General features: G+C 68.1%; 18 protein-coding genes. 9 read left to right on the top strand and 9 right to left on the bottom strand.

Features of this window, described 5'->3' with window-relative positions:
* The first annotated feature begins 499 nt into the window (after positions 1-499).
* From coxB to LH400_RS11030, 4 genes are all read left to right on the top strand, one after another.
* Positions 500-1,474, top strand: coding sequence for a cytochrome c oxidase subunit II (coxB, locus tag LH400_RS11045; RefSeq protein ID WP_229152740.1), 975 nt, complete (start codon positions 500-502; stop codon positions 1,472-1,474).
* Entirely contained in the window at positions 1,471-4,095 is a 2,625-nt protein-coding gene (ctaD, locus tag LH400_RS11040; protein ID WP_229152739.1) for a cytochrome c oxidase subunit I, read from the top strand. The genes coxB and ctaD overlap by 4 nt, the downstream gene beginning before the upstream one ends.
* A 10-nt stretch (positions 4,096-4,105) precedes the next feature.
* Positions 4,106-4,486 carry a hypothetical protein gene (locus LH400_RS11035; RefSeq protein WP_229152738.1) on the top strand — a complete coding sequence of 127 codons (381 nt, stop codon included), beginning with the start codon at positions 4,106-4,108 and terminating at the stop codon, positions 4,484-4,486.
* Between the two features lie 61 nt (positions 4,487-4,547).
* Entirely contained in the window at positions 4,548-5,816 is a 1,269-nt protein-coding gene (locus LH400_RS11030) for a c-type cytochrome (RefSeq protein WP_229152737.1), read from the top strand.
* A gap of 102 nt (positions 5,817-5,918) precedes the next feature.
* Here LH400_RS11030 and LH400_RS11025 read toward each other — a convergent pair whose 3' ends face one another.
* The 9 genes from LH400_RS11025 to LH400_RS10985 form a co-directional block, all read right to left on the bottom strand.
* Positions 5,919-6,779, bottom strand: a complete 861-nt coding sequence (locus LH400_RS11025; RefSeq protein WP_229152736.1) for an XdhC family protein — start codon at positions 6,777-6,779, stop codon at positions 5,919-5,921.
* Between the two features lie 11 nt (positions 6,780-6,790).
* Positions 6,791-7,978 carry a vWA domain-containing protein gene (locus LH400_RS11020; RefSeq protein WP_229152735.1) on the bottom strand — a complete coding sequence of 396 codons (1,188 nt, stop codon included), beginning with the start codon at positions 7,976-7,978 and terminating at the stop codon, positions 6,791-6,793.
* The gene (locus LH400_RS11015; RefSeq protein WP_229152734.1) at positions 7,975-8,853 is read right to left on the bottom strand and encodes an AAA family ATPase; all 879 of its coding nucleotides are present in this window, start codon (positions 8,851-8,853) and stop codon (positions 7,975-7,977) included. The genes LH400_RS11020 and LH400_RS11015 overlap by 4 nt, the downstream gene beginning before the upstream one ends.
* A 46-nt stretch (positions 8,854-8,899) precedes the next feature.
* On the bottom strand, positions 8,900-11,323 hold the full coding sequence (locus tag LH400_RS11010) for an aerobic carbon-monoxide dehydrogenase large subunit (protein WP_229152733.1): 2,424 nt from the start codon (positions 11,321-11,323) through the stop codon (positions 8,900-8,902).
* A complete protein-coding gene (locus tag LH400_RS11005; protein ID WP_229152732.1) occupies positions 11,320-11,811 on the bottom strand; it encodes a (2Fe-2S)-binding protein in 492 nt (163 codons plus the stop codon). The genes LH400_RS11010 and LH400_RS11005 overlap by 4 nt, the downstream gene beginning before the upstream one ends.
* Before the next feature lie 10 nt (positions 11,812-11,821).
* Complete coding sequence (locus tag LH400_RS11000) at positions 11,822-12,676, bottom strand: FAD binding domain-containing protein (protein ID WP_229152731.1); 855 nt, start codon at positions 12,674-12,676, stop codon at positions 11,822-11,824.
* A 511-nt stretch (positions 12,677-13,187) separates the two neighbouring features.
* Positions 13,188-14,618: an MHYT domain-containing protein gene (locus LH400_RS10995; RefSeq protein WP_229152730.1), complete on the bottom strand. Its 1,431-nt coding sequence runs from the start codon at positions 14,616-14,618 to the stop codon at positions 13,188-13,190.
* Between the two features lie 134 nt (positions 14,619-14,752).
* Entirely contained in the window at positions 14,753-15,883 is a 1,131-nt protein-coding gene (locus tag LH400_RS10990) for a zinc-dependent alcohol dehydrogenase family protein (RefSeq protein ID WP_229152729.1), read from the bottom strand.
* A gap of 237 nt (positions 15,884-16,120) precedes the next feature.
* Positions 16,121-16,921, bottom strand: coding sequence for a GntR family transcriptional regulator (locus LH400_RS10985; protein WP_229152728.1), 801 nt, complete (start codon positions 16,919-16,921; stop codon positions 16,121-16,123).
* A 101-nt stretch (positions 16,922-17,022) separates the two neighbouring features.
* Here LH400_RS10985 and LH400_RS10980 point away from each other — a divergent pair, with 101 nt between their 5' ends.
* The 5 genes from LH400_RS10980 to LH400_RS10960 all read left to right on the top strand — a co-directional run bounded on the left by LH400_RS10980 (position 17,023) and on the right by LH400_RS10960 (position 21,630).
* Complete coding sequence (locus tag LH400_RS10980; RefSeq protein WP_229152727.1) at positions 17,023-18,009, top strand: C4-dicarboxylate TRAP transporter substrate-binding protein; 987 nt, start codon at positions 17,023-17,025, stop codon at positions 18,007-18,009.
* A gap of 76 nt (positions 18,010-18,085) precedes the next feature.
* A complete protein-coding gene (locus tag LH400_RS10975; protein ID WP_229152726.1) occupies positions 18,086-18,595 on the top strand; it encodes a TRAP transporter small permease in 510 nt (169 codons plus the stop codon).
* A 4-nt stretch (positions 18,596-18,599) separates the two neighbouring features.
* Positions 18,600-19,877: a TRAP transporter large permease gene (locus tag LH400_RS10970; protein ID WP_229152725.1), complete on the top strand. Its 1,278-nt coding sequence runs from the start codon at positions 18,600-18,602 to the stop codon at positions 19,875-19,877.
* Positions 19,878-19,888: 11 nt separating this feature from the next.
* The gene (uxuA, locus tag LH400_RS10965; protein WP_229152724.1) at positions 19,889-21,094 is read left to right on the top strand and encodes a mannonate dehydratase; all 1,206 of its coding nucleotides are present in this window, start codon (positions 19,889-19,891) and stop codon (positions 21,092-21,094) included.
* Positions 21,095-21,192: 98 nt separating this feature from the next.
* Positions 21,193-21,630: a flagellar basal body rod protein FlgC gene (locus tag LH400_RS10960; RefSeq protein ID WP_370638376.1), complete on the top strand. Its 438-nt coding sequence runs from the start codon at positions 21,193-21,195 to the stop codon at positions 21,628-21,630.
* Positions 21,631-21,713 lie beyond the last annotated feature (83 nt).

Below are 21,713 nucleotides of genomic sequence, written 5' to 3'. Positions count from 1 at the left end.
GCCGGAATGCACACACGACCGTCGACGGCTCCATCCCCGAAGGGAGTTCTTGCGCCTGACAACCAATCCTATCCGCCGAAAAACCATCTGGATAGCCGGGCGCAGGGCACGAAGCACGAAAAATGTCGCCTCATCAGGCACTTCATCCGGATGGTTGTGTCCGAAGACTTGACCGGGCGCGCTTCGCCGAACGCAGTGCGGAAGCCCCGCGCGGCCTGGCGGCAGTCGGTACCGGTCAGTCATGCTCTCTCCGCCTCCGGCCAGTTTCCGCTTGACGAATCTTCGCGATCGAAGCCGCTCGGCGGTCTGCCGGCATCTCGCCGCGCGTGGAGACGCGCCTATCTGGATGAACAGCTCAGCCGGCGTCGATTTTCGCCGCACAGGCCGACAGCGCCAATTCGGAAGGATGACGATGCCGGCACCTCGGCCCCTTCGAAAACGATCCCGCACTGCCCTTGGGTCAGCCCAGCCGTTCAGTCTCCCCCGATTTTCCCGCTGCGTGTCCGGCCTGTTCCTGCCGATCGCTCTGGCCGGTTGCGGTGGTCCGCAATCGACCTTCGAGGCGGCCGGCACCGAATCCGCCACCCTCGTCACGCTCTTCTGGGTGATGTTCGCCGGCGCCGTGTTCATCTGGATCACGGTGATCGGCTTCGCGATCTATGTGACCAGGACGCACCCGCAAGCGCATGACGAGCGGAGCGGCCAGCGACTGATCGTGTTCGGCGCGCTGTTCCCGACGGTCGTGCTGCTCGCGCTCCTGTCCTGGGGCCTCACCCTGATGCCGCAATTCCGCGGGCCGGCGGAGGGGCCCGCCATCGCCGTTTCGGGAGAGCGCTTCTGGTGGCGCGTCGCCTACAATGTCGAGGGGGAGCCCGGCGTCGTGAAGAGCCTGCCGGCAGGCGGTGTGGAGAGCGCCAACGAGATTTGGCTGCCGGTCGGCCGGCGCACCGAGATCCTGCTCGGCAGCCCCGATGTCATCCACTCCTTCTGGATTCCGGCGCTTGCCGGCAAGACCGACGCGATCCCTGGACGAGTGAACCGCATCGTGCTCGACCCGACACGGCCCGGCGTCTTCAACGGGGTGTGCGCCGAATACTGCGGCGACGCGCATGCGCAGATGGGTCTTCGCGTGGTCGCCGTTCCGCCGGAGGAGTTCGACGCCCATGTCCGGCGCCAGGCGGAAGACGCCGCCGTCACGTCGGGACGCGGCGCCGAACTCTTCCTGAAGAATGGCTGCGGCGCCTGCCACACCGTCCGTGGCACGCCGGCGGACGGCGCCGTCGGCCCGGATCTCACCCATGTCGCCTCGCGCCGTACCATCGCCGCAGGTCTGCTTCCGACCAACGAGGCGAACATCGCGGCCTTCATCCGTACCCCCGCCCACGTGAAGCCCGGCGTTCTCATGCCGTCATTCGGCATGCTGCCGGAAGACGAAATCGCGGCCATGGCGAACTGGCTGGGGGCACTGCAATGAGCGATGCGACGCCCGCGATCGGCATCGACGCCGCCGACAAGCGCGACCCCGCGACGCCGCACTTCCCGGACCCGCCGGCGCCCGCGACCGTCGGCGCCAGCCATGTCGACCAGGAGGATCCGGAGGTCCGCAAGGCCCAGGAAAAGCGGCTGATCTGGACATGGGACGCGCCCAAGGGCTGGCGCTACTGGTCGGCGGTCAACAACACCGAGGTCGGCCTCTGGTACACCGCGACGTCCTTCGCCTTCATGCTCTTTGCCGGCGTTCTCGGCCTGATGATCCGGGTGCAGCTCGCCGTTCCCGAGAACGACTTCCTCACCGCCAATTTCTACAGCCAGGTCTACACGCTGCACGGCACGGTGATGATGTTCCTGTTCGCCGTGCCGATCTTCGAGGCGGTGGCGATCATCCTTCTGCCGCAGATGCTCGGGGCGCGCGATCTGCCGTTTCCGCGGCTGTCGGCCTTCGGCTACTGGTGCTTCCTGATCGGCGGCGTCTTCGTTTGCGGCTCGATCTTCTTCTCGGCCGCGCCGACCGGCGGCTGGTTCATGTATCCGCCGCTGACGACGCAGGAGCGCTTCTCGCCCGGCTATGGCGCCGACATCTGGCTCCTGGGGTTGTCGTTCATTGAGGTCGCCTCGATCGCCGCCGCGGTGGAACTGATCGTCGGCACGCTGAAATGCCGCCCGCCCGGCATGCGGCTGAACCTGATGCCGCTCTATGCCTGGTACGTCCTCGTCGTCGCCGGCATGATCCTCTTCGCCTTCCCGCCGCTGATCGCGGGCGACATCCTCTTCGAGCTGGAACGCCTGTTCAACTGGCCGTTCTTCGATCCCGAGCGCGGCGGCGACCCGATGCTGTGGCAGCACCTGTTCTGGATCTTCGGCCACCCGGAGGTCTACATCGTCTTCCTGCCGGCAATCGCCCTGCTCGCGATGATCATCCCGACCTTCGCCCAGCGCCCGATCCTCGGCTATTCCTGGATCGTGCTCGCCGCCGTCGGCACCGGGTTCCTGTCCTTCGGCCTGTGGGTCCACCACATGTACGCGACTGGCCTGCCGTCGATCTCGCTCGGCTTCTTTTCTGCCGCCTCCGAGGCCGTCGCGATCCCGACCGGCGTGCAGATCTTCGTCTTCCTGGCGACGCTCCTCACCGGCCGGGTGATACGGTCCGTGCCGATGCTGTTCGTTTCCGGAGCGCTGGCGATCTTCGTGATCGGCGGGCTGACCGGCGTCATGGTCGCGCTCGCGCCCTTCGACTGGCAGGCCCACGACACCTATTTCATCGTCGCCCATCTCCACTACGTCCTGATCGGCGGCATGCTCTTTCCGGTCGTCGCGGGCGTCTACTATTACTGGCCGATGCTCGCCGGACGACGGCTCGGGGACCGAATGGGCAAGATCGCCTTCTGGCTGATGTTCGTCGGTTTCAACACCGCCTTCTTCCCCATGCACATCTCCGGCCTCATCGGCATGCCCCGGCGGATCTGGACCTATCCGGCCGGCATCGGCCTCGATCTCTGGAACCTCGTCTCCACCGTCGGCGCCTTCGTCTTCGCGGCCGGCTTCCTGTGCGTCGTCTACGAGGTGGTGCGCCCGCGCGGGAAGGAGCCCCATGCCGAGCGCAACACCTGGAACGCCGGCACGCTCGAATGGCTGGCCGAGGTCGAGGACAAGGGCTGGGGCGTGCGCTCCGTGCCGATCGTGACGAGCCGCTACCCGCTCTGGGACCAGCCGAACTTCATGGAAGACGTCGACAATGGCCGGTTCTACCTGCCCGATGCGGAGGAGCTGAAGCGCGAGACGCTGGTCACCTCGGTGCTCGACGCCGAGCCCGTGCAATGCCTGCGCGTCCCGGGCCCGACCTTCATGACCATGTGGGCGGCAATCTTCCTCGGCGCCGTCTTCATCTTCGCCACCTTCCACTGGTGGTACCTCACCCTCGGCACCGCCGTCGTCGCGACCGGTTCCCTGCTCGTCTGGCTCTGGCGTGGAACGGCGATCGTTCCGGAGAAGGCCGAGAAGGACATCGGCCGCGGCCTCTCCCTGCCGCTCTATGCGTCCGGCCCGCAATCTGTCGGCTGGTGGGCGATGTTCATCACCATGGCCGGCGACGGCACGGCATTCCTCTCGCTGATCTTCGGCTATTTCTTCTTCTTCACCATCCACCCGCAGTTTCCGCCCGCCGGCATGGAAGTGCCCGGCCTGTTCTGGCCGCTCGTCTCGCTCCTGCTGTTTGCCGCCGCCTGGCTCGCGGCGCGGCTCGCCCGCCGCGTCAACAAGGCCGGCAGGATCGGTGCGGCCCGCCTGCTCATTGCCGCCGGCACGCTGCTTGCGCTCGTCGCCTCGGCAGCGCTGTTGTGGGCGCCTTATTCGGCCGGACTGGATCCCGTCGCCCATGTCTATCCCGCGACGGTCTGGGTCATCGCGATTTGGACCAGCGTCCACGGCGCCGCCGGCGCGCTGATGCTCGCCTATTGCCTCGCGCGCTCGTTCGCCGGGCGGCTGACCCCGGTCTACGACATCGATATGGAGAATGTCGCGCTCTACTGGCACTTCATGGCGGCGACGGCTCTGATCGCGATCGCGACGCTCGTCCTGTTTCCTCTGGCGGCGGGTTAGGGAGAGAGCGATGACGCTGAAGAGACAGACGCGCGACAATCTCTGGACGCTGATCGCCGCTCCGACGATCTGGGCCGGTCATTTCCTGCTCTGCTACGTCGTGGCCGCCTATCAATGCGCGCCGAACGTGGCGATCTTTCAGCCGATCGCCGGGGCACGGGCCACCGTGGCGGCGCTCACTCTGGCCGCGCTCCTGGCGATCGGCCTCATCCTGTGGCGCGCGGTGCGCGAGTGGCGCGGCCATGGCGGAGGTGGCTTCGACCATGGCGCGGATACGGGGGCGGGCCGCGAGCGGTTTCTGGAGTTCTCCACCGTGCTCCTGGCGGCCTTGTCCTTCGTCTCGGTGTTCTTCGTCGCCCTGCCGGCGCTCATCAATGTGGACTGCCGATGAGGGCCCGCCGCACAGTACTGACGCGAGGTCCCGGGCGGCCGTTCCTTCGCGGAGGCGCCCGATGAAGACGCGCATCGCCTTCGTCCTCACCTGGAAGCGGATCGCGGCGGGCGCCGCTGGCATCCTCGCGCTCGCCTTCGCCGTCGGCTTCTCCGGCCTGGTCCCGATCCGGGCGTCCTCGGGTCATTTCGCGCCCTGGGGCTGGTTCCTGCACTGGACGATGCAGAACGCGGCCGACCACCAATCGCTCTTCGTCCGCGTTCCCGAAGACATGGACCTGTCGGACCCGATGCTCGTCCAGCGCGCCGCCGGGCATTTCGCCACCGGCTGCGCGCCCTGCCATGGCGCGCCGGGCGTGCCGCGATCGCCCGTCGTCCTGTCGATGACGCCGCATCCGCCGCGCCTGGAGGAGACGGTCCGGGAATACGAGGACCGGGAGCTCTTCTGGATCGTCAAGCACGGCATCAAATACACCGGCATGCCGGCCTGGCCGGCGCAGATGCGCGACGACGAGGTCTGGGCGCAGGTCGCGTTCCTCAGGGCCCTGCCGGGCCTGTCGCGCGAGCGCTATGGCGAACTCGCGCTCGGTGTGGGCAGTGAGCGCCAGGAACTGCAGGCGGGAGGCGAGACGCTCGCGGCCATGGACGGCATCTTCGAAGAGGCTCTGACGGATTGCGCGCGCTGCCATGGTCGCGACGGGCTCGGCCGTGGAGAAGGTCCGGCCGCAAACGCCTTTCCCGTCATTGCCGGCCAGCCGGCGCCCTATCTGGCGGCGACCCTGAAGGCGTTTTCGCGAGGGCTCCGCCATTCCGGCTTCATGCAGCCGCCGGCGCGGCGCTATTCCGACGCGGTCCTCGACCGTCTTGCACAGTGGTATTCCGAGCAGCCGGCCGGTCCGCAAACCCCTCCCACGTCGGCGGCCCCCGCATCCGGCCAGCAGACGGCGGATGGAATTCCTGCCCAGATCCTGCCGGTCGAGGCGCGCGGCGGCAATCTCGTACCAGTGAGCGCCGCGGCAGGGGGCGCACCCTCGCAGAGGGAAGCGCTTCTCGCCCTCGGCCGGCTCGTCGCCGAAAGCGGCATCCCCGCTCGCAAGATCCCCGCCTGCGAGAGCTGCCATGGCCGGGGCGGGCGAACGAAGAACGAGCACTATCCCTATCTCGCCGGACAGCCGGCCTGGTACACCGAGACCCATCTCCATCTCTGGAAGGAGGGAACGCGCGGCGGCACGGGGTATTCGCACCTGATGCGGCCGATCGCCGAGCAGATGACCGACGAGCAGATCGCGGCGGTCGCCGCCTGGTATGCGGAGCGGCCGACCGGGGAGTAGGCCGGCAGCGGAGCCGGCGTCAGCGCCGCGCGAGCCGCCGGCCGACGGGCTGTAGCCGGATTTCCAGCTGCGACGGACGCAGCTTCCGTCCGGTGGGTATCCTCAGCCCGCGGCACCGGGCTCCGTCTCTCCGGCGGGGACGGCGGAGGGGGCGGACCGCGCGCCCGCACGCCTGTGCGCGACGATCTCGGCGAGGATCGACAGCGCGATCTCGTCCGGCGTGATCGCGGCGATGTCGAGGCCCGCCGGCGAGCGGATCCGGGCGAGATCCTCGGCGGAGACGCCGGCCGCGGCGAGCCGCTCGCGAAGGGTGGCGAACTTCTTGCGGCTGCCGACGAAGGCGACATAGGAGGCGCCCGCCGAAAGGGCGGCGCGCAGCGCGGCCTCGTCGCCCTTGCCCTGTGTCGCGACCACGACGTAGCGGTCGCTCGTCCCGCCGACGTCGAAGGTGAAGCCGTCGACGACCCGATCGGCGGCCGATGCCTTCGCTGCGGCGAGCCCGGGAGCGTAGAGCGTCCTCGCCATGTCCAGCCGCGCGGCGAGGTCGATGAGCGCCAGCGCCACAGGGCTCTCGCCGCAGATCGCGAGCTCCGGCCGCGGCAGGACCGGCTCGACGAAGACGTCCATCGAGCCCTTGGACGGGCAGCGGTTGCGGGCAAAGCGCACGCCTTCGCGCTCCTCGCCGGCCGCGACGCCCTCGGCGGCGAGCAGTTCCTCCGGCATCAGGCTGACGAAGCGCGGCTGGCCGTCGGCGAGCGCTTCCGCCGCCGCCTTGGCCACGGCCGAGCGGGCGCAGCCGCCGCCGATCCAGCCTTCGAGGATCGTCCCGTCCGGCAGGAGGATGGCCTTGGCCCCCGGCTTGGCGGCGGTCGCCGCGACCGTGCGCACCACGGTCGCCACGGCGAAAGGCCTGCGCTCGCTGGCGAGGCGATCGAATGCCTGGTCGAAATCGGAACGCGGCATCACCGTTTCCCTCACAGTCTTGCGAATTCCGGCTCGAGCGCGGCGAGCGCGGCCAGCGTGTTGGCCGGTGCGAAGAGATCGAGGCTCGGCAGCGCTGCCGCCATGCCGCGCGCGACCGGCTCGTAGCTCTTCCAGCCGAGGAGCGGGTTCAGCCAGACGATCCGGCATCCCCGCATCTTCAGGCGCTTCAGCGCCGCCGCCATCGCCTCGGGTGGGTCGGTGTCGTAGCCGTCGGACAGGATGATCACGACGCTGCGGCCGGAGACGAGGCGACGGGCATAGGTCCGGGCGAAGCGGTCGAGGTTCGAGGCGATCTTCGAGCCGCCGCCGAAGCCCTCGGCGAGCAGCGTCAGCCGGTTGAGCGCCCGCAGCGGGTCGTCGTCGCGCAGCGCCTCGGTGATCCGTACGAGCCTGGTGTGGAAGAGATAGGCGTCGACGGTCTCGTCAGCCCGCGCGAGGCCGGAGACGAAGGCGAGAAAGATCCGGGCATAAAGCATCATCGAGCCGGAAACGTCGCAAAGGACGGTCAGTCGCACCGGCCGGTCCGGCCTTCTGCGGTGGAAGAGCCGGATCGGCTCGCCGCCGGTGGCAAGGCTCTTGCGGATCACCCGGCGAAAGTCGATCCGTTCGCCGGTCCTGGCGGCGCGGCGGCGGCGCGACCGGCGGTCGGCGATCGCCACCGCAAGCCGGCGCGCGATCGCTTCGGCGGCTGCGACGTCGCGCGGATCGACGACCTCTCGCAGGTCCGTCTTCATGAGGTTTCGCGCCTCACTGGCGACGAGCCTTCCGGTCCCTTCCGCCGCGGTCTCACCGTCGGATTGCCCGTCATCCGGACTGTCGGCCCGGCCTGGGCCGGAAGCGGTCTCTCCTGCGGTCTCGCCGCTCGTCCGCGTCCGGAACTTTCTTGCCGCGCCATCCTCCCGCAGGACCTTCTCGCGCACCCGTCCGAGATTTCGCCAATAGGCGTCGAAGAGGCCGTCGAAGCGGGCGGCGTCCTCGGCCGTCCCGCAGCAGACGGCCTTCAGCGCGAGGCGGGCTTCTTCGGGACTGGTCGCTCGCACATGGGCGAGGGCGTCGAGGGCGGTGGCGGTCTCGTGGACACCGGGTTTCAGGCCGTTCTCCCTCAGATGCGCCATGAAGCCGGATAGGCGCGCGGCAGGGCCGGGATCGCGAGCGGCAAAACGGGTGATCCGGCTCATGCCGCGCCGCCCGCCAGCCGCTGAGCGACTTCCGTCGGCACTGTGGCCCGGTCGCCGCGTGTCTTCAGGAGCGTCGAGAGCGTCGCCTGGAGGACGGCTGGATCGGCACTGAGATCGTTGACGCCGAGGCCGGCGAGCGCGGCGGCGAAGTCCAGCGTCTCGGCAATGCCCGGGGTCTTTTCCAGCTCCTCCTTGCGCAGCGCCTGGACGAAGCCGACGATCTGCCCGGCGAGCCGCTTCTCGAGGTTCGGGCAGCGCGCGGCGAGGATGGCAAGCTCCGTCTCCCGGCTCGGAAAGTCGACATGGGCGTAGATGCAGCGCCTTCTCAGCGCGTCGGAAAGGTCTCGGGTTCCGTTGGCGGTGAGGATCACATGCGGCCGGCTGACGGCCGCGATCGTGCCGAGTTCGGGAATTGTGATCTGGAAATCGGAGAGGATCTCGAGGAGATAGGCCTCGAATTCCTCGTCGGCGCGGTCGATCTCGTCGATCAGCAGGACCGGGGGCGTTTCCTGCCGGATCGCCTGGAGGAGGGGGCGTTCGAGCAGGAACTCGCCGGAGAAGATGCGGGCTTCGACGGCGCGGCCGGTCTCGCCGCCCTCGGCCGCGGCGCGGATGGCGAGCAGCTGGCGCTGGTAGTTCCACTCGTAGATGGCGTGGCCGGCGTCGAGCCCTTCATAGCATTGCAGGCGGATGAGCCGCGTGTTCCTCACCGCCGCGAGCGTGCGCGCGACCTCGGTCTTGCCGACGCCGGCCGCGCCTTCGAGAAGCAGAGGGCGCCCGAGCGTCAACGCGATGAAGAGCGCCATGGCCAGCTCGTCGGAGGCGATGTAGCCCTCGGCGGCGAGCGCGTCCTTGAGAGATTGCCAGTCTGTCATGGCCCGGTATCCGTGGTGGGGCGGCGCGGGGCCGCCCCGCAATCCCTTAGCCGTGCAGGCCGAGATCATGGGCGATCTTCCACACCCGCCAGTGGTCGTGCGGCATGTGGGCCTGCCGCAGCCCGAAGGCGCGGAAGGCGTCGTGGACGGCGTTGGAGAAGGCCGGCACGCCGCCCACATTCGGGCTTTCGCCGACGCCCTTGGCGCCGATCGGGTGATGCGGGCTCGGCGTCTCGGTGAAGTCGGTCGTGTAGTGCGGCGTCTCCCAGGCTGTCGGCAGGAAGAAGTCCATCAAGGTGCCGGTCTTGACGTTGCCGATCTCGTCATAGGCGATCTCCTGGCCCATCGCGATCGCCAAGGCCTCGGTCAGCCCGCCGTGGACCTGGCCCTCGATGATCATCGGGTTGATGCGGGTGCCGCAGTCGTCGAGCGCGTAGAACTGCCGGACCTCGTGGACGCCAGTGTCGACGTCGAGCTCCATCACGCAGATATAGGCGCCGAAGGGATAGGTCATGTTCGGTGGGTCGTAATAGCTGACCGCCTCGAGGCCCGGCTCGAGGCCGGGGATCGCTTGGTTGTAGGAGGCGAAGGCAATCTCCTTCATGGTCTTGAAGCGCTCCGGCGCGCCCTTCACCACGAAGCGGTCGACGTCCCATTCGAGGTCGCCGTCATGGACTTCGAGGAGATAGGCCGCGATCATCTGGGCCTTCGCCCGGATCTTGCGGCCGGCCATCGCAGTTGCGGCGCCGGCGACCGGGGTCGAGCGCGAGCCGTAGGTGCCAAGGCCGTAGGGCGCGGTGTCGGTGTCGCCTTCCTCGATGGTGATCGAATCGGCGGGAAGACCGATCTCCGACGCCAGGATCTGGGCGAAGGTGGTGGCGTGGCCCTGGCCCTGGCTGATCGTGCCGAGCCGGGCGATTGCTGACCCCGTCGGATGGATGCGGATCTCGCAGCTGTCGAACATGCCCATGCCGAGAATGTCGCAGTTCTTGACCGGGCCGGCGCCGACGATCTCGGTGAAATGGGTGAGCCCGATGCCGAGGAGCTTGCGCGTCTCGCCGCGCCTGAACGCCTCGACGCGCTCCGCCTGTTCGCGCCTCAGGCCGTCATAGTCTACGGCCTTCAGCGCCTTCTCCCAGGCGGTGTGATAGTCGCCGGAATCATATTCCCAGCCGAGCGCGGACTGGTAGGGGAACTGGTCCTTGCGGATGAAGTTGATCCGCCGAAGCTCGGCCGCGTCCATGCCGAGCTCGATCGCCAGGACCTCGATCATCCGCTCGATGAAATACGCCGCCTCCGTCACCCGGAAGGAGCAGCGATAGGCGACGCCCCCCGGCGCCTTGTTGGTGTAGACGCCGTCGACGCCGACATAGGCCGTCGGGATGTCGTAGGAGCCGGTCATGATGTTGAAGAAGCCGGCCGGAAACTTGGTGGGGTCGGCGCAGGCGTCGAAGGCGCCGTGGTCGGCGGTCACATGGCAGTCAAGGCCGGTGATCTTGCCCTCTTTCGTCGCCGAGATACGGCCCTTCATCCAGTAGTCGCGGGCGAAGGCCGTCGCCATCAGGTTCTCCATCCGGTCCTCGATCCACTTCACCGGTCTGCCGGTGACGATCGAGGCAACGATAGAGCAGACATAGCCGGGATAGACGCCGACCTTGTTGCCGAAGCCGCCGCCGATATCGGGCGAGACGACGCGGATGTTGTGCTCCTCGATGCCGGAGAGGAGCGAGGCGACGGTGCGCACGACATGCGGCGCCTGGAAGGTGCCGTAGACGGTGAGCTTGCCGTTGACCTTGTCCATCGAGGCGACGCAGCCGCAGGTCTCGAGCGGGCAGGGATGGGTGCGGTGGTAGTAGATCGTCTCCTCGGCGACCACTTCGGCGGCGCCGATCGCCTGGTCGGTCGCCTCCCTGTCGCCTGCCTCCCAGAGGAAGATGTGGTTGTGGTGGCGCCGCTCGCCATGCGCGCCCGAGGTCTGGCCTTGAAGGTCCTCGCGCAGCACCGGCGCGTCCGGCTCCAGCGCCTTATAGGGATCGGTGACGACGGGAAGTTCCTCGTAATCGACCACGACGAGCTCGACCGCGTCGGCGGCGGCATAGCGGTCGTTGGCGACGACGAAGGCGACCTCCTGGCCCTGGAACAGCACCTTGCCGTCCGCGAGCACCATCTGCTTGTCGCCGGCGAGCGTCGGCATCCAGTGGAGGTTCAGCGGGGCGAGGTCCTTGGCGGTCAGGACCGCGACGACGCCGGGCACGGCCAACGCCGCCTCGGTGTCGATCGACTTGACGCGGGCATGGGCATAGGGCGAGCGCACGAAGTCGCCATAGAGCATGCCGGGCATCTTGATGTCGTCGACATAGTTGCCCTTGCCTTGCGTGAAGCGCACGTCCTCGACGCGCTTCCGCGAGCAGCCGAGGCCCTTCAGCTTGGCGGTGCGCTCCTCGCGGGTCGGCGGGGTCATCTCGTTCATTCTGCGGCCTCCTTGACGGCGTTCATCTCGGCGGCGGCGGCGAGGATCGCCTTGACGATGTTCTGATAGCCGGTGCAGCGGCACAGATTGCCGGCCATGCCCATCCGCACCTCGGATTCCGTCGGGTTCGGATTCTCCTGGAGCAGGCGATGGGCGCGGGTGATCATGCCCGGCGTGCAGAAGCCGCATTGCAGGCCGTGATGCTCGCGGAAGGCCTCTTGCAGGGGATGCAGCGCGCCCGGCGAGCCGAGGCCCTCGATCGTGGTGATCTCGGCGCCGTTCGCCTGGGCGGCGAAGACCGTGCAGGACTTCACCGAGCGCCCGTCCATGTCGATCGTGCAGGCGCCGCAATGCGACGTCTCGCAGCCGATATGCGGGCCGGTGAGGTTCAACCGCTCGCGCAGGACATGGATCAGGAGTTCGCGCGGTTCGGCGAGGATCTCGTGCGTCTCGCCATTCACCGTCAGCGACAGATGCATCTTGGACATGACAGTCTCCTCAGGCTCGCGACCAGGCGCGCTCGATGGCGCGGCGGACGATGATGCCGGCGACATGGCGCTTGAACTCGACGGGCCCGCGATTGTCGGCGGTGGGTTCGATGACGGAGAGCGCGGCCTCGACCGCGCGGCCGATGTCGGCGGCCGTGCAGCTCGTGCCGAGAAGGGCTTTGCCGGCAGCCTCGGCGAAGACCGGGACGTCCGAGAGGTTGGTCATCGCGATCGCGGCTGCCGAACAGCTGCCGCCGTCCTTGCGCAGGCTGACGGCGGCAGCGGCGGTCGCATAGTCGCCGATCTTGCGCTTCTGCTTCTCATAGGCGTAGCCGCCGCCCTCGGCAGTGAAACGGATCGCGGTCAGGATCTCGTCGTCCGCCCGCGCCGTCATATAGGCCGACTCGTAGAAGTCGCGTGCCTTCACCTCGCGGCTGCCGTCCGGCCCGACCAGCGTATAGGTGGCGTCGAGGCACTGCATCAGCGCCGGCATGTCGTTGCCGGGGTCGCCATTGGCGACGTTCCCGCCGACGGTGCCCATGTAGCGGACCTGCGGGTCGGCGATCTGGAGCGCCGCTTCGCGCAGGATCGGCGCGGTCCTGCCGAGCGCTTTGTCGGCGATCAGCTCGTGCTGGGTGGTGGTGGCGCCGATCGTCACGCGCGTGCCGTCGATCCGGATGCCCTTCAGCTCGCCGATCCCCGAGAGGTCGACGAGATGGGCGATGGCCGCCATCCGAAGTTTCATCATCGGGATCAGACTGTGGCCGCCGGCAACGACGCGCGCCTCGTCGCCGAATTCGCGAAGCGTCGCGATCGCCGCTTGAAGATCGGATGGCCGATGGTATTCGAACGCCGCTGGAATCATGGCGCCGTCACTCCTCCCAATGCGCGAGCGTCTCCCGCGCTCGTTTCATGCTGGGACTATGCACCTGTCCGCGCCGGGGCGGCCAACTCTGGAACCAATCCAGAATAGCTTTTCACGAACTGCGAACCGCCTGCACGAAACGCGAAATTGTAAGGATTTCATACGGAACGCGACGTCACGGGCATACTCGAAGGGCCGCCGGGGGGTGTCTCGTGTCGGCGCTCGGGCGGGCTCGGCCTGCCGGTTGTCTGCCCGCTGGCGAGCGGTTGTGGCCGGGCTGCCAGGCCGGAGACTCAGTGCCCGCGGCATTCGCGTGTTTCGGTAAAAACCGGGTTCGGCGAGCTCGATGCGCAGAGGTATCTGCGAGGAATGATCATCGCGAACATCGACGGGTGGTCATTCCCCGGACGGGGCGCGGGAATGGCAAATGGAAGCGCCGACGATCGGCCAACCAATCATCAAGCCCTTCGGCGCTGGATCGTTCGATGCAGGGCTTTTTGCCGCCCGCCCGTCAGACACCCAGCGCTTGGCGCACGGCGGGCAGGCGCCCGCGACTGACCGGCACGGCGGCGAGCGCACCGGCCTTGGCGAGGAGGCAGATGCCGTTGTCCTTGCGCCGTTCGAAGCCGGTGACGTGGCCGACATTGATCAGATAGCTGCGGTGAGCGCGCACGAAATACGGTTCGGGCAGCCGCGCGGCGGCCTCGGTGATCGACCAGGGACAGAAGAGTTCCTGGCCGTCGACATAAAGGGTGGTGTAATGGCCCTCCGCCCTGACGGCGGCGATGGCCGAGCGATCCACGAAAAGCGTGCGGCCTTCCCGCTCGAACGGCACCCGTGCCGCGGCGAGGCGCTCGGTGGCGGCCGGCGGCATCGGATCCGATTGGGGCTCCTTGTCCGTCGGCTTATCCGGCGCCGAAAATCCCCGGCCCACGACGCCGGTCTGCGGATTGGGAGGCGGGTCCGTCCCGCCTGTGGCGAAGGATTCAGCGGCCGTGGCCACTGTCGAATCTCCCGGCGCTGCGATGGATGATCCGAGCTGGAGAGGGGACGGGGCGAGGGCTCCCGGTTCGCCGTCGCTGGAGGCGCTTTGACCTGCCGAGGCTTCGCCGGGATCGCCCGGTCTCTGCGCGGCAAGAGCGCCTTCCTGTCCCACGGCCGGCTCTGATGCGGCCTGGACCGGCCTGAATGCGGCATCGGCCGGCGCCGCCGCAAAAATCGGCCCCTGGTCTGCCTCCTCCGGAAGAAAGCCGACGCCGGTCAAGAGGAAGGCGCCGCAGATGACGAAGGCCGCGACGGTGACGATCATCGCCAGCGTCGCATTGTCGAGCAGCGGCCCGTCCGTCGCGGCGGAGATCGTCGCGGTGAAGCCGGTTCCGCCCATCGCGATGAAATGCACCGCGAAGACCGAGATGCCGAGGCTGAGCGTTCCGAGCGCCAGATTCTGGCGCCTGCGCCTGTGGTGGATGATCCGGAACGAGCCGATGCCGAGCCCGACGGATGCGGCCCAGGCGAGGGCGAGGGCGGCCGGCGTATAGACCGCCGTGCAGAGCTGAATGCCGGACATGCCGATATAGTGCATGGCGGCGATGCCGAGGCCGACGATCGCCCCGGCCGCCGTGACCGTGCGCCGGGTCCGGGGCAGGAAATGGAGGACGAGCAGCGCGACACCGACCATCAGGATGGCGACGAGCGCAGAGATCAGCGTGATCAGCGCATCGTAGTAGAAGAGGATCGGCAGGGTCAGGCCGAGCATGGCGACGAAATGCATCGACCAGATGCCGCCGCCGAGCGCGACGGCGGCCATCGCCACCCTGGTCTTTCGCTGGGCCGCAGGCAGGGCCGATATGCCCCGGGTCAGGGACAGGCCTGTGAAGCTCGCCATCAGCGAGACCGCCAGCGACGCCCCGACCAGCAGCATGTCGTGAGATTGTGCGAGCACCGTACCCATCCCCGAACGGATCGCGCCTCTTCTGTCGATCGTGACGATAGACCGATCGAAGCGTGATCGGCCAGCACGTCTTCTGTCAATCTTCGGCGAGCCGGTTGCCGCGTGTCGCGCGCCCGCCGCGGGGCCTAGACCTCCATGCGGATGATGTGCCGGACCGTTTTGCCCTCGGCGAGGCTGTCGAAGGCGGCGTTGATGTCGTCGAGCGGGCCGGAGCTGGTCAGCAGGCGATCGACCGGCAGGCGGCCCTGGCGAAAGAGCGCGATGTAGGCGGGAATGTCGCGCGAGGGCACGCCTCCGCCGAGATAGCTGCCCCGGATGGTGCGCTCCTCGGCGACGAGGCCGACCTGCTGCAGGGAGAGCCGCGCGGCCGGATTGGCGAGGCTCGCCGTCACCGTCTGGCCGCCGCGCCGGGTCACCTGATAGGCGAGGTCGAAGGCGGCCGGCACGCCGGCGGTCTCGATCGCGGCGTGAACCCCGCCGCGCGTGCGCTCGCGGACGGCGCCGCTCGTGTCCGGATCGGCTGCGTCGAAGACGGCCGTGGCGCCGAGCTCGCGGGCAATGGCGAGCTTGTCGGGATTGACGTCGATGGCGATGATTTCCGCCGCCCCGGCGCCGAGCGCCCCGAGAACCGCCGACAGCCCGACGCCGCCGAGGCCGATCACCGCCACCGTCTGGCCGGGCCTGATCGCGGCCGTGTTGACCACGGCGCCGACGCCGGTCAGGACGGCGCAGCCGAAGAGGGCGGCGTGGTCGAGCGGCACCTCGCGGTCGATCGGCACCAGCGAGCGGCGTGAGACGACGGCGAACTCGCCGAAGGCCGAAACGCCGATATGGTGCGAGACCGGCGCGCCGTTCAGGTGGATGCGCCGGCCGCCGGCCAGAAGCTCGCCGCTGGCATTGGCCTTGGCGCCGGGTTCGCAGAGTGCCGGCCGGCCTTCGGCGCACGGGGCGCAATGGCCGCAGGAAGGCACGAAGACCATCACGACATGGTCGCCCGGCCGAAGGTCGGTGACGCCATCGCCGAGTCTTTCGACGATGCCGCTCGCCTCGTGGCCGAGCGCCATCGGCACCGGCCGAGGCCGGTCGCCGTTGATCACCGAGAGATCGGAATGGCAGAGGCCGGCGGCCGCAATGCGCACCAGGACCTCGCCGGGGCCGGGCGGGTCGAGCTCGACCGTCTCGAGCACCAGCGGGCGCGACTGCGCATAGGGCCGGGTGGCAGGAATTGCGTGAAGGACGGCCGCGCGGCTCTGCATCGTCTCTCTCCCCAGGCGGCGGCCGGCTTGATGAGCGCCGGACTTGTCTCGCCGATGTCTTCGAGGAGCAGGTTACAGGCGGGCGGCCACCGCGTCACGCCCCGGTCGAGGTCGCGTCACCATCGCCTGCTTCCGGGAGCCTGTTTCGCAGGCCGTCTCTCCGGGCCGGGGCCTCCTTCCGACGAAATCCCGGTTGGCATTCGCCGCGGCGCAGGCGGCGTGCGTCTGCGCCTCGGCCTATCGCGTGCGGTCGGGCACGCGGGACCCGGCAGCCGCAATCGGCGCCGTCTCGTCTCCGCCCGGCAGGGTGGGTCCGGCGCGGCCCAGCGCGGCGCGGAGATCCTCGGCATGCGCCGGCAGCGCCTCGTCGTCGAAGAGTTCCGGCCGCTGTGCCGCCAGCCGCGGCAGGGCGAGGAGGATTTCGCGGAGATGGATGCGCATCGCCGCGGCGGCGGCCTCCGCATCGCGGGCGCGGATCGCATTGAGGATATCCTCGTGCTGCTCGATCAGGAGCGTCATCGGCGAGGCTTCCGGCAGGCTCAGATAGCGCACTCGGTCCATCTGCGCCTTGCCGTTCTCCACCACACGCCAGGCCTCGGCACAGTCGACCGCCTCGGCAAGGCCGCGGTGGAAGGCCTCGTCGAGGGTCAGGAACAGATCGTTGTCGCCGGCCGCCGCCGCCTCCGACTGCCGGCGGACGAGGTCGCCGAGCCCCGCGAGCGACTTGTCCGACGCGATCCGGCAGGCGGTGCGTGCGACCGCCACCTCGACCGCTTCGCGCACGAAGCGCGCGTCGCCGACGGCACGCGGCGAGACCTTGACGACGTAGCTTCCGCGCTGCGGCAGGATCCGGACGAGCCCCGCCTCGGCGAGCTTGATCAGCGCCTCGCGCGCCGGCTGGCGGCTGGAGCCGAAGAGGCTCGCGATCTCCTTCTCCGAAAGCGCCTGACCCGGCATGAAGCGCATCCGGATGATCGCCTGGCGGAGCCCCGTATAGATCTGCGGGGCGATCGGCGCCTTCTCGTCCAGTTTCATCATTGCCCACAAACCGCTTGCATTCCGGAGCTTTCATACTACCATACAAGTCGTCCATGACAAGCGCGGCACGGGAGAGCCGCCGCGCGAGAACGGGAGGTTCCATGACGATCATTTCGAAAATCGCCGGCGCGCTTGTGGCCGCCGGCCTCGTCACCGGCCTTGCGGCCGGCCAGGCGTCCGCACAGGACTATCAGCTCAACGTCTCGACCGCGCTGACCCAGGAGGACCCGATCTACAAGGGCCTCGAGCAGTTCCGCGACAAGGTCGCCGAGCGCACCGACGGCAAGGTGGAGGTCCGCATCTTCCCGAGTTCGCAGCTCGGCAAGGACGAGGACGTCCTCGAACAGGCCCGCGCCGGGGCGCCGGTCGCCGTGGTCGTCGATCCCGGCCGCCTCGCGGTCTTCGTCAATGATTTCGGCGTCCTCGGCGGCCCCTATCTCGCCGGCGACTTCGCCGGCTACCGCAAGGTCGTGACCTCGCCGCTCTTTGCCGAGTGGACGAAGAAGCTGCACGACACGTCGGGCCACCAGATCCTGTCCTTCAACTGGTGGCAGGGCCAGCGCAACGTCTTGACCGCGAACCCGGTGTCGAAGCCGGCCGACCTCAACGGTGTGCGCATGCGCACGCCGGGCGCGCCGGTCTGGATGGAGACGATCAAGGCGATGGGCGCGACGCCCACCCCGATGGGCTGGGGCGAGGTCTATCCGGCGCTGCAGCAGAATGCCATCGACGCCGCCGAGGCGCAGGATACCGCGGTCTACGGCGCCCGGCTCTACGAGGTCGCCAAGCACTACACCAAGACCGGCCATATCGGCCTGATCACCGGCCTCGTGACCAGTGCGCAGTGGTTCGACCAGCTGCCGCAGGAGTACCAGACGATCCTTAAGGAAGAGGCGCTCGCCGCCGGCGACTTCGCCTCCAAGGGGACGCAGGACGCCGTCGCCAAGGTTGATGCGGAGATGGAGAAGGAAGGTCTTTCGATCGACGAGATCGACGTGACGCCTTTCAAGGAAGCGACCGCCGGCGTCTACGAAAAGCTCGGCTATGGCGATCTGAAGAAGCAGGTCGACGACATCCTCGCCAAGTAAGCGGCGGGCTCAAACGGGATGGCGCGCCGCGCCGTCCCGCCTCGTTTCCGGTCTTCGTAGTTTCGAGCTGATCCTCATGCTGTCCGTCCTCGTCTTCGTCGAGGAGGCGCTCGGGCGGGCCTTGCTCGCCGCGATCGTCGTCCTGGTCTTCGTCGCTGCGATCTCGCGCAGCTTCGACCATCCCATCGTCTGGTCCGTCGATCTCGCCCAGGCGCTGTTCATCTGGCTCTGCTTCATCGGCGCGCTGAAGGCGCTGCGGGCCAGGGCGCATATCGGCGTCGACTATTTCGTCCAGAAGCTGCCGCAAGGGCTGCGCCGCAGCCTCGACCTCTTCCTCGCGATCCTCGCCGTGGCGTTTCTCGCGACCATGGGATGGTTCGGGATCCAGCTCACCCTTTTGAACTGGCAGCGCACCTTCGGCGACAGCGGCATCTCCTATGCCTGGGTGACGATCGCCGTTCCAATCGGTTGCGGGCTTCTCGGCCTCATTCTCCTCTACCAGATCGCGCTCGCGCTTCGCTCGGGCAAGCTCGTCTTCGCCCCCGATTCCGGCGTCGCGCGCACCGACGATCCGCAGGAGCTCTGACGTCATGCTGCTCCTCACCGTCATCTTCTTCGCGCTGATGCTCGCCGGCATGCCGATCGCCTTCGCCATCGGCATTGCGGGCTTCTCCTTCTTTCTCACGAGCCATTTCATTCCGGTCTCGATCGGGGTTCAGCAGGTCGCCTCGGCCTCGCAGAGCTTCCCGCTGCTCGCCGTGCCGCTCTTCGTCCTCGCCGGCCACATGATGAACAAGACGGGCATTACCGAGCGGCTGATCGACTGCTCCAACTCGCTCGTCTCCTGGATGGCCGGCGGCCTCGCGCAGGTCTGTATCCTCCTGTCGACCTTCATGGGCGGCGTTTCCGGCTCGGCCGTCGCCGACGCGGCGATGGAAGCGCGCGTCCTCGGCCCCGGAATGATCGCCAGCGGCTATTCCAAGGGCTTCACCGCCGCCGCCATCGCCGTCGGCTCGCTGATCACCGCGACCATCCCCCCGAGCCTCGGCCTCATCCTCTACGGCTTCGTCGGAAACGTCTCGATCGGCCGGCTGTTTCTCGCCGGCGTCATTCCCGGCTTCGTGATGATGGTCGCGCTGATGGCGACGGTCTGGTTCCTCGCCAAGAAGAAGGGCTACGGGGTCGTCACCAAGGAGCGGCCGTCCTGGGCGAAGGTGTCGAGGGCGCTTTGGCGCGCGAAATGGGCGCTGATCTTCCCGGTCGCGCTGCTCGTCGGCATCCGCTCGGGCATCTTCACCGCGTCCGAGGTAGGAGCCTTCGCCGTCGTCTACGCCTTCGTCATCGGCGCCTTCGTCCATCGCGAGCTGACCTGGTCGAGCCTGCAGGAGGCGCTGGCCGAAAGCGTTCAGGACATCGGCGTGATCACACTGATCATCCTCCTGTCCGGCATGGTCGGCTATGCCATCGTCTTCGAACAGGCGCCGCAGACGATCGCGCAGGCCATGCTCGGCCTCACCCAGGAACCGATCCTCGTCGTCTTCCTGATCTTGATCTTCGTCTTCGTCTGCGGCCTGTTCATCGAGGCGACCGTGCTCGTCCTCCTGTTGACGCCGATCTTCATCCCCATCATCAAGCCGCTCGGCATCGACCCCGTGCATTTCGGCATCCTGATGATGACCGTGGTCACGCTCGGCGGTATGACGCCTCCGGTCGGCGTCGCCATGTACGCTGTCTGCAGCATTCTCGACTGCAGGATCGAGGACTACGTCGTCGAGGCGATCCCGTTCATCGCGGCGATCCTTCTCGTCATCGTCTTCCTGGCCTTCACGCCGGGGCTCGTCCTCTTCCTGCCCAACCTTTTGATGTGAGGACTTTCGCGTTGCGAGAATCTTTCCGCTGGTTCGGCCCCCCCGACCGCATCGCCCTTTCCGAGATCGTCCAGACCGGGGCCTCGGAGATCGTCACCTCGCTCCACGAGATCGCCTATGGCCTCGTCTGGGAGAAGGACGCGATCGCCGCGCGCCAGACCCTTGTGCGCGAGCAGTCGGGTGGCCGCCTGGAGTGGACGGTGGTCGAAAGCCTGCCGGTGCACGAGGAGATCAAGCTCGCCGGCAGCGGCGGCCGCGGCGATCTCGAGACGCTCTACGAGACCTACCGGATCTCGCTGAGGAATCTGGCCGCCTGCGGCATTTCGACCGTCTGCTACAATTTCATGCCGCTGCTCGACTGGACGCGCACCGAGCTGGCGCATCCGCTCGCCGGTGGCGGCACCTCGCTGCGCTTCAACATGCAGGACTTCGCGGCCTTCGACGTCTTTATGCTGGAGCGGCCGGGCGCGGAGGCCGATTTCGCGCCGGACGTCATCGAACGCGCCAAGGCCTGGATCGACGCCTCGTCGCCGGCAGATCGCGAGAGGCTGCTGACCGCCATCATGGCGGGTCTCCCCGGCGCCTATGAGCGCTACGACGTGCCGGGGCTTCGCGAGGTCCTGGCGCGCTACAAGGGCATCACCAAGGACGACATCAGGGCGAACTACAAGCGCTTCCTCGAAGCGGTCGTGCCGACGGCGGAAGAGGCCGGCATCAGGCTCTGCGTCCATCCGGACGATCCACCGCGGCCGGTCTTCGGCCTGCCGCGCGTCGTTTCAAGCGAAGAGGACATCGCCTTCATTCTCGACGCCGTGCCGTCCGTAGCGAACGGCCTGACGCTGTGCTCCGGTTCGCTCGGCGCGGGTCCTGCGAACGATGTCGTCGCGATCGCCCGCCGCTTTGCCGACAAGATCCATTTCGCGCATTTGAGGAACGTCGCCAAGGACGCCGACGGCTCCTTCGAGGAAGCCGACCATCTGGATGGCGACACCGACATGATCGCGCTCCTGCGCGTGCTGCTCGCCGAGGAGCGGCGGCGCAAGGGCGAGGGGCGGGCGGATTGGCAGATCCCGATGCGGCCCGACCACGGCCACGAACTCCTCGCCGATCTCGGCCGCGGCACTCATCCCGGCTATCCGCTGATCGGACGCATGCGAGGCCTTGCCGCGCTGCGCGGGGCGATCCGGGCGATCGGAGCGATCGACGGATCTGCCTGAGAGGGCATGCACCGGTCTGCCCTGGACAACCGGAATTCGACTCAAATGCTGCGGCCGGTCTTGACGCTTCGTCGAGGTCCGGCCGCTACGCTTTGGACATGAGCGCAATGTCGATCCCGGTTTCCGGAATGAATGCGGCGATGACCCGGCTGGAGGTCAGCGCATCCAATATCGCCAATTCCTCGACCCGGGGTATCGTGCCGGCGACGCCCGCTTCGCAGCCGATCCCGACCGTCGCGGTGGGCGGTGGTCCGCAGGTCTATCAGGCGCTCGACGCGGTGCAGACCGCCATTTCGGGTCACGACACCCATAGCGGCGTCGCGGTCCGGGCAGAGCCGCGCCTGCCGTCCTATTCCGAGGAATACGAGCCGTCGGCGCCCTATGCCAATGCCGACGGTTTCGTCGCCGCGCCCAATGTCGACCCGCTGCGCGAGACGGTCGAACAGGTCTCCGCGGTGCAGGGCTTCGAGGCGAGCGTGGCGGTGTTCAGGGCCTCTGACGCGATGATCGTCAGCCTGCTGAAGACGATCGACTGATCGGCGAGGGGCTCGCCCCCTGATCCTGCTCGGTGAGCCCGGCCGTTCGGCGCAACGTGCCGGGCGTTCGCGGCCCGGCACTT

It is taken from the genome of Jiella soli (assembly GCF_020615385.1).
Classification (GTDB): Bacteria; Pseudomonadota; Alphaproteobacteria; order Rhizobiales; family Rhizobiaceae; genus VKMB-3413.
Note: the sequence above shows the minus strand (reverse complement) of the source record. Positions and strands in the feature narration are given on the sequence as shown.

Excerpts from the sequence above, each read along its gene's own strand:
- ctaD (WP_229152739.1), top strand. The coding sequence starts at position 1,471 with ATGAGCGATGCGACGCCCGCGATCGGCATCGACGCCGCCGACAAGCGC.
- LH400_RS11035 (WP_229152738.1), top strand. The coding sequence starts at position 4,106 with ATGACGCTGAAGAGACAGACGCGCGACAATCTCTGGACGCTGATCGCC.
- LH400_RS11030 (WP_229152737.1), top strand. The coding sequence starts at position 4,548 with ATGAAGACGCGCATCGCCTTCGTCCTCACCTGGAAGCGGATCGCGGCG.
- LH400_RS11025 (WP_229152736.1), bottom strand. The coding sequence starts at position 6,779 with ATGCCGCGTTCCGATTTCGACCAGGCATTCGATCGCCTCGCCAGCGAG.
- LH400_RS11020 (WP_229152735.1), bottom strand. The coding sequence starts at position 7,978 with ATGAGCCGGATCACCCGTTTTGCCGCTCGCGATCCCGGCCCTGCCGCG.
- LH400_RS11015 (WP_229152734.1), bottom strand. The coding sequence starts at position 8,853 with ATGACAGACTGGCAATCTCTCAAGGACGCGCTCGCCGCCGAGGGCTAC.
- LH400_RS11010 (WP_229152733.1), bottom strand. The coding sequence starts at position 11,323 with ATGAACGAGATGACCCCGCCGACCCGCGAGGAGCGCACCGCCAAGCTG.
- LH400_RS11005 (WP_229152732.1), bottom strand. The coding sequence starts at position 11,811 with ATGTCCAAGATGCATCTGTCGCTGACGGTGAATGGCGAGACGCACGAG.
- LH400_RS11000 (WP_229152731.1), bottom strand. The coding sequence starts at position 12,676 with ATGATTCCAGCGGCGTTCGAATACCATCGGCCATCCGATCTTCAAGCG.
- LH400_RS10990 (WP_229152729.1), bottom strand. The coding sequence starts at position 15,883 with ATGCAGAGCCGCGCGGCCGTCCTTCACGCAATTCCTGCCACCCGGCCC.
- LH400_RS10985 (WP_229152728.1), bottom strand. The coding sequence starts at position 16,921 with ATGATGAAACTGGACGAGAAGGCGCCGATCGCCCCGCAGATCTATACG.
- LH400_RS10980 (WP_229152727.1), top strand. The coding sequence starts at position 17,023 with ATGACGATCATTTCGAAAATCGCCGGCGCGCTTGTGGCCGCCGGCCTC.
- LH400_RS10975 (WP_229152726.1), top strand. The coding sequence starts at position 18,086 with ATGCTGTCCGTCCTCGTCTTCGTCGAGGAGGCGCTCGGGCGGGCCTTG.
- LH400_RS10970 (WP_229152725.1), top strand. The coding sequence starts at position 18,600 with ATGCTGCTCCTCACCGTCATCTTCTTCGCGCTGATGCTCGCCGGCATG.
- LH400_RS10960 (WP_370638376.1), top strand. The coding sequence starts at position 21,193 with ATGAGCGCAATGTCGATCCCGGTTTCCGGAATGAATGCGGCGATGACC.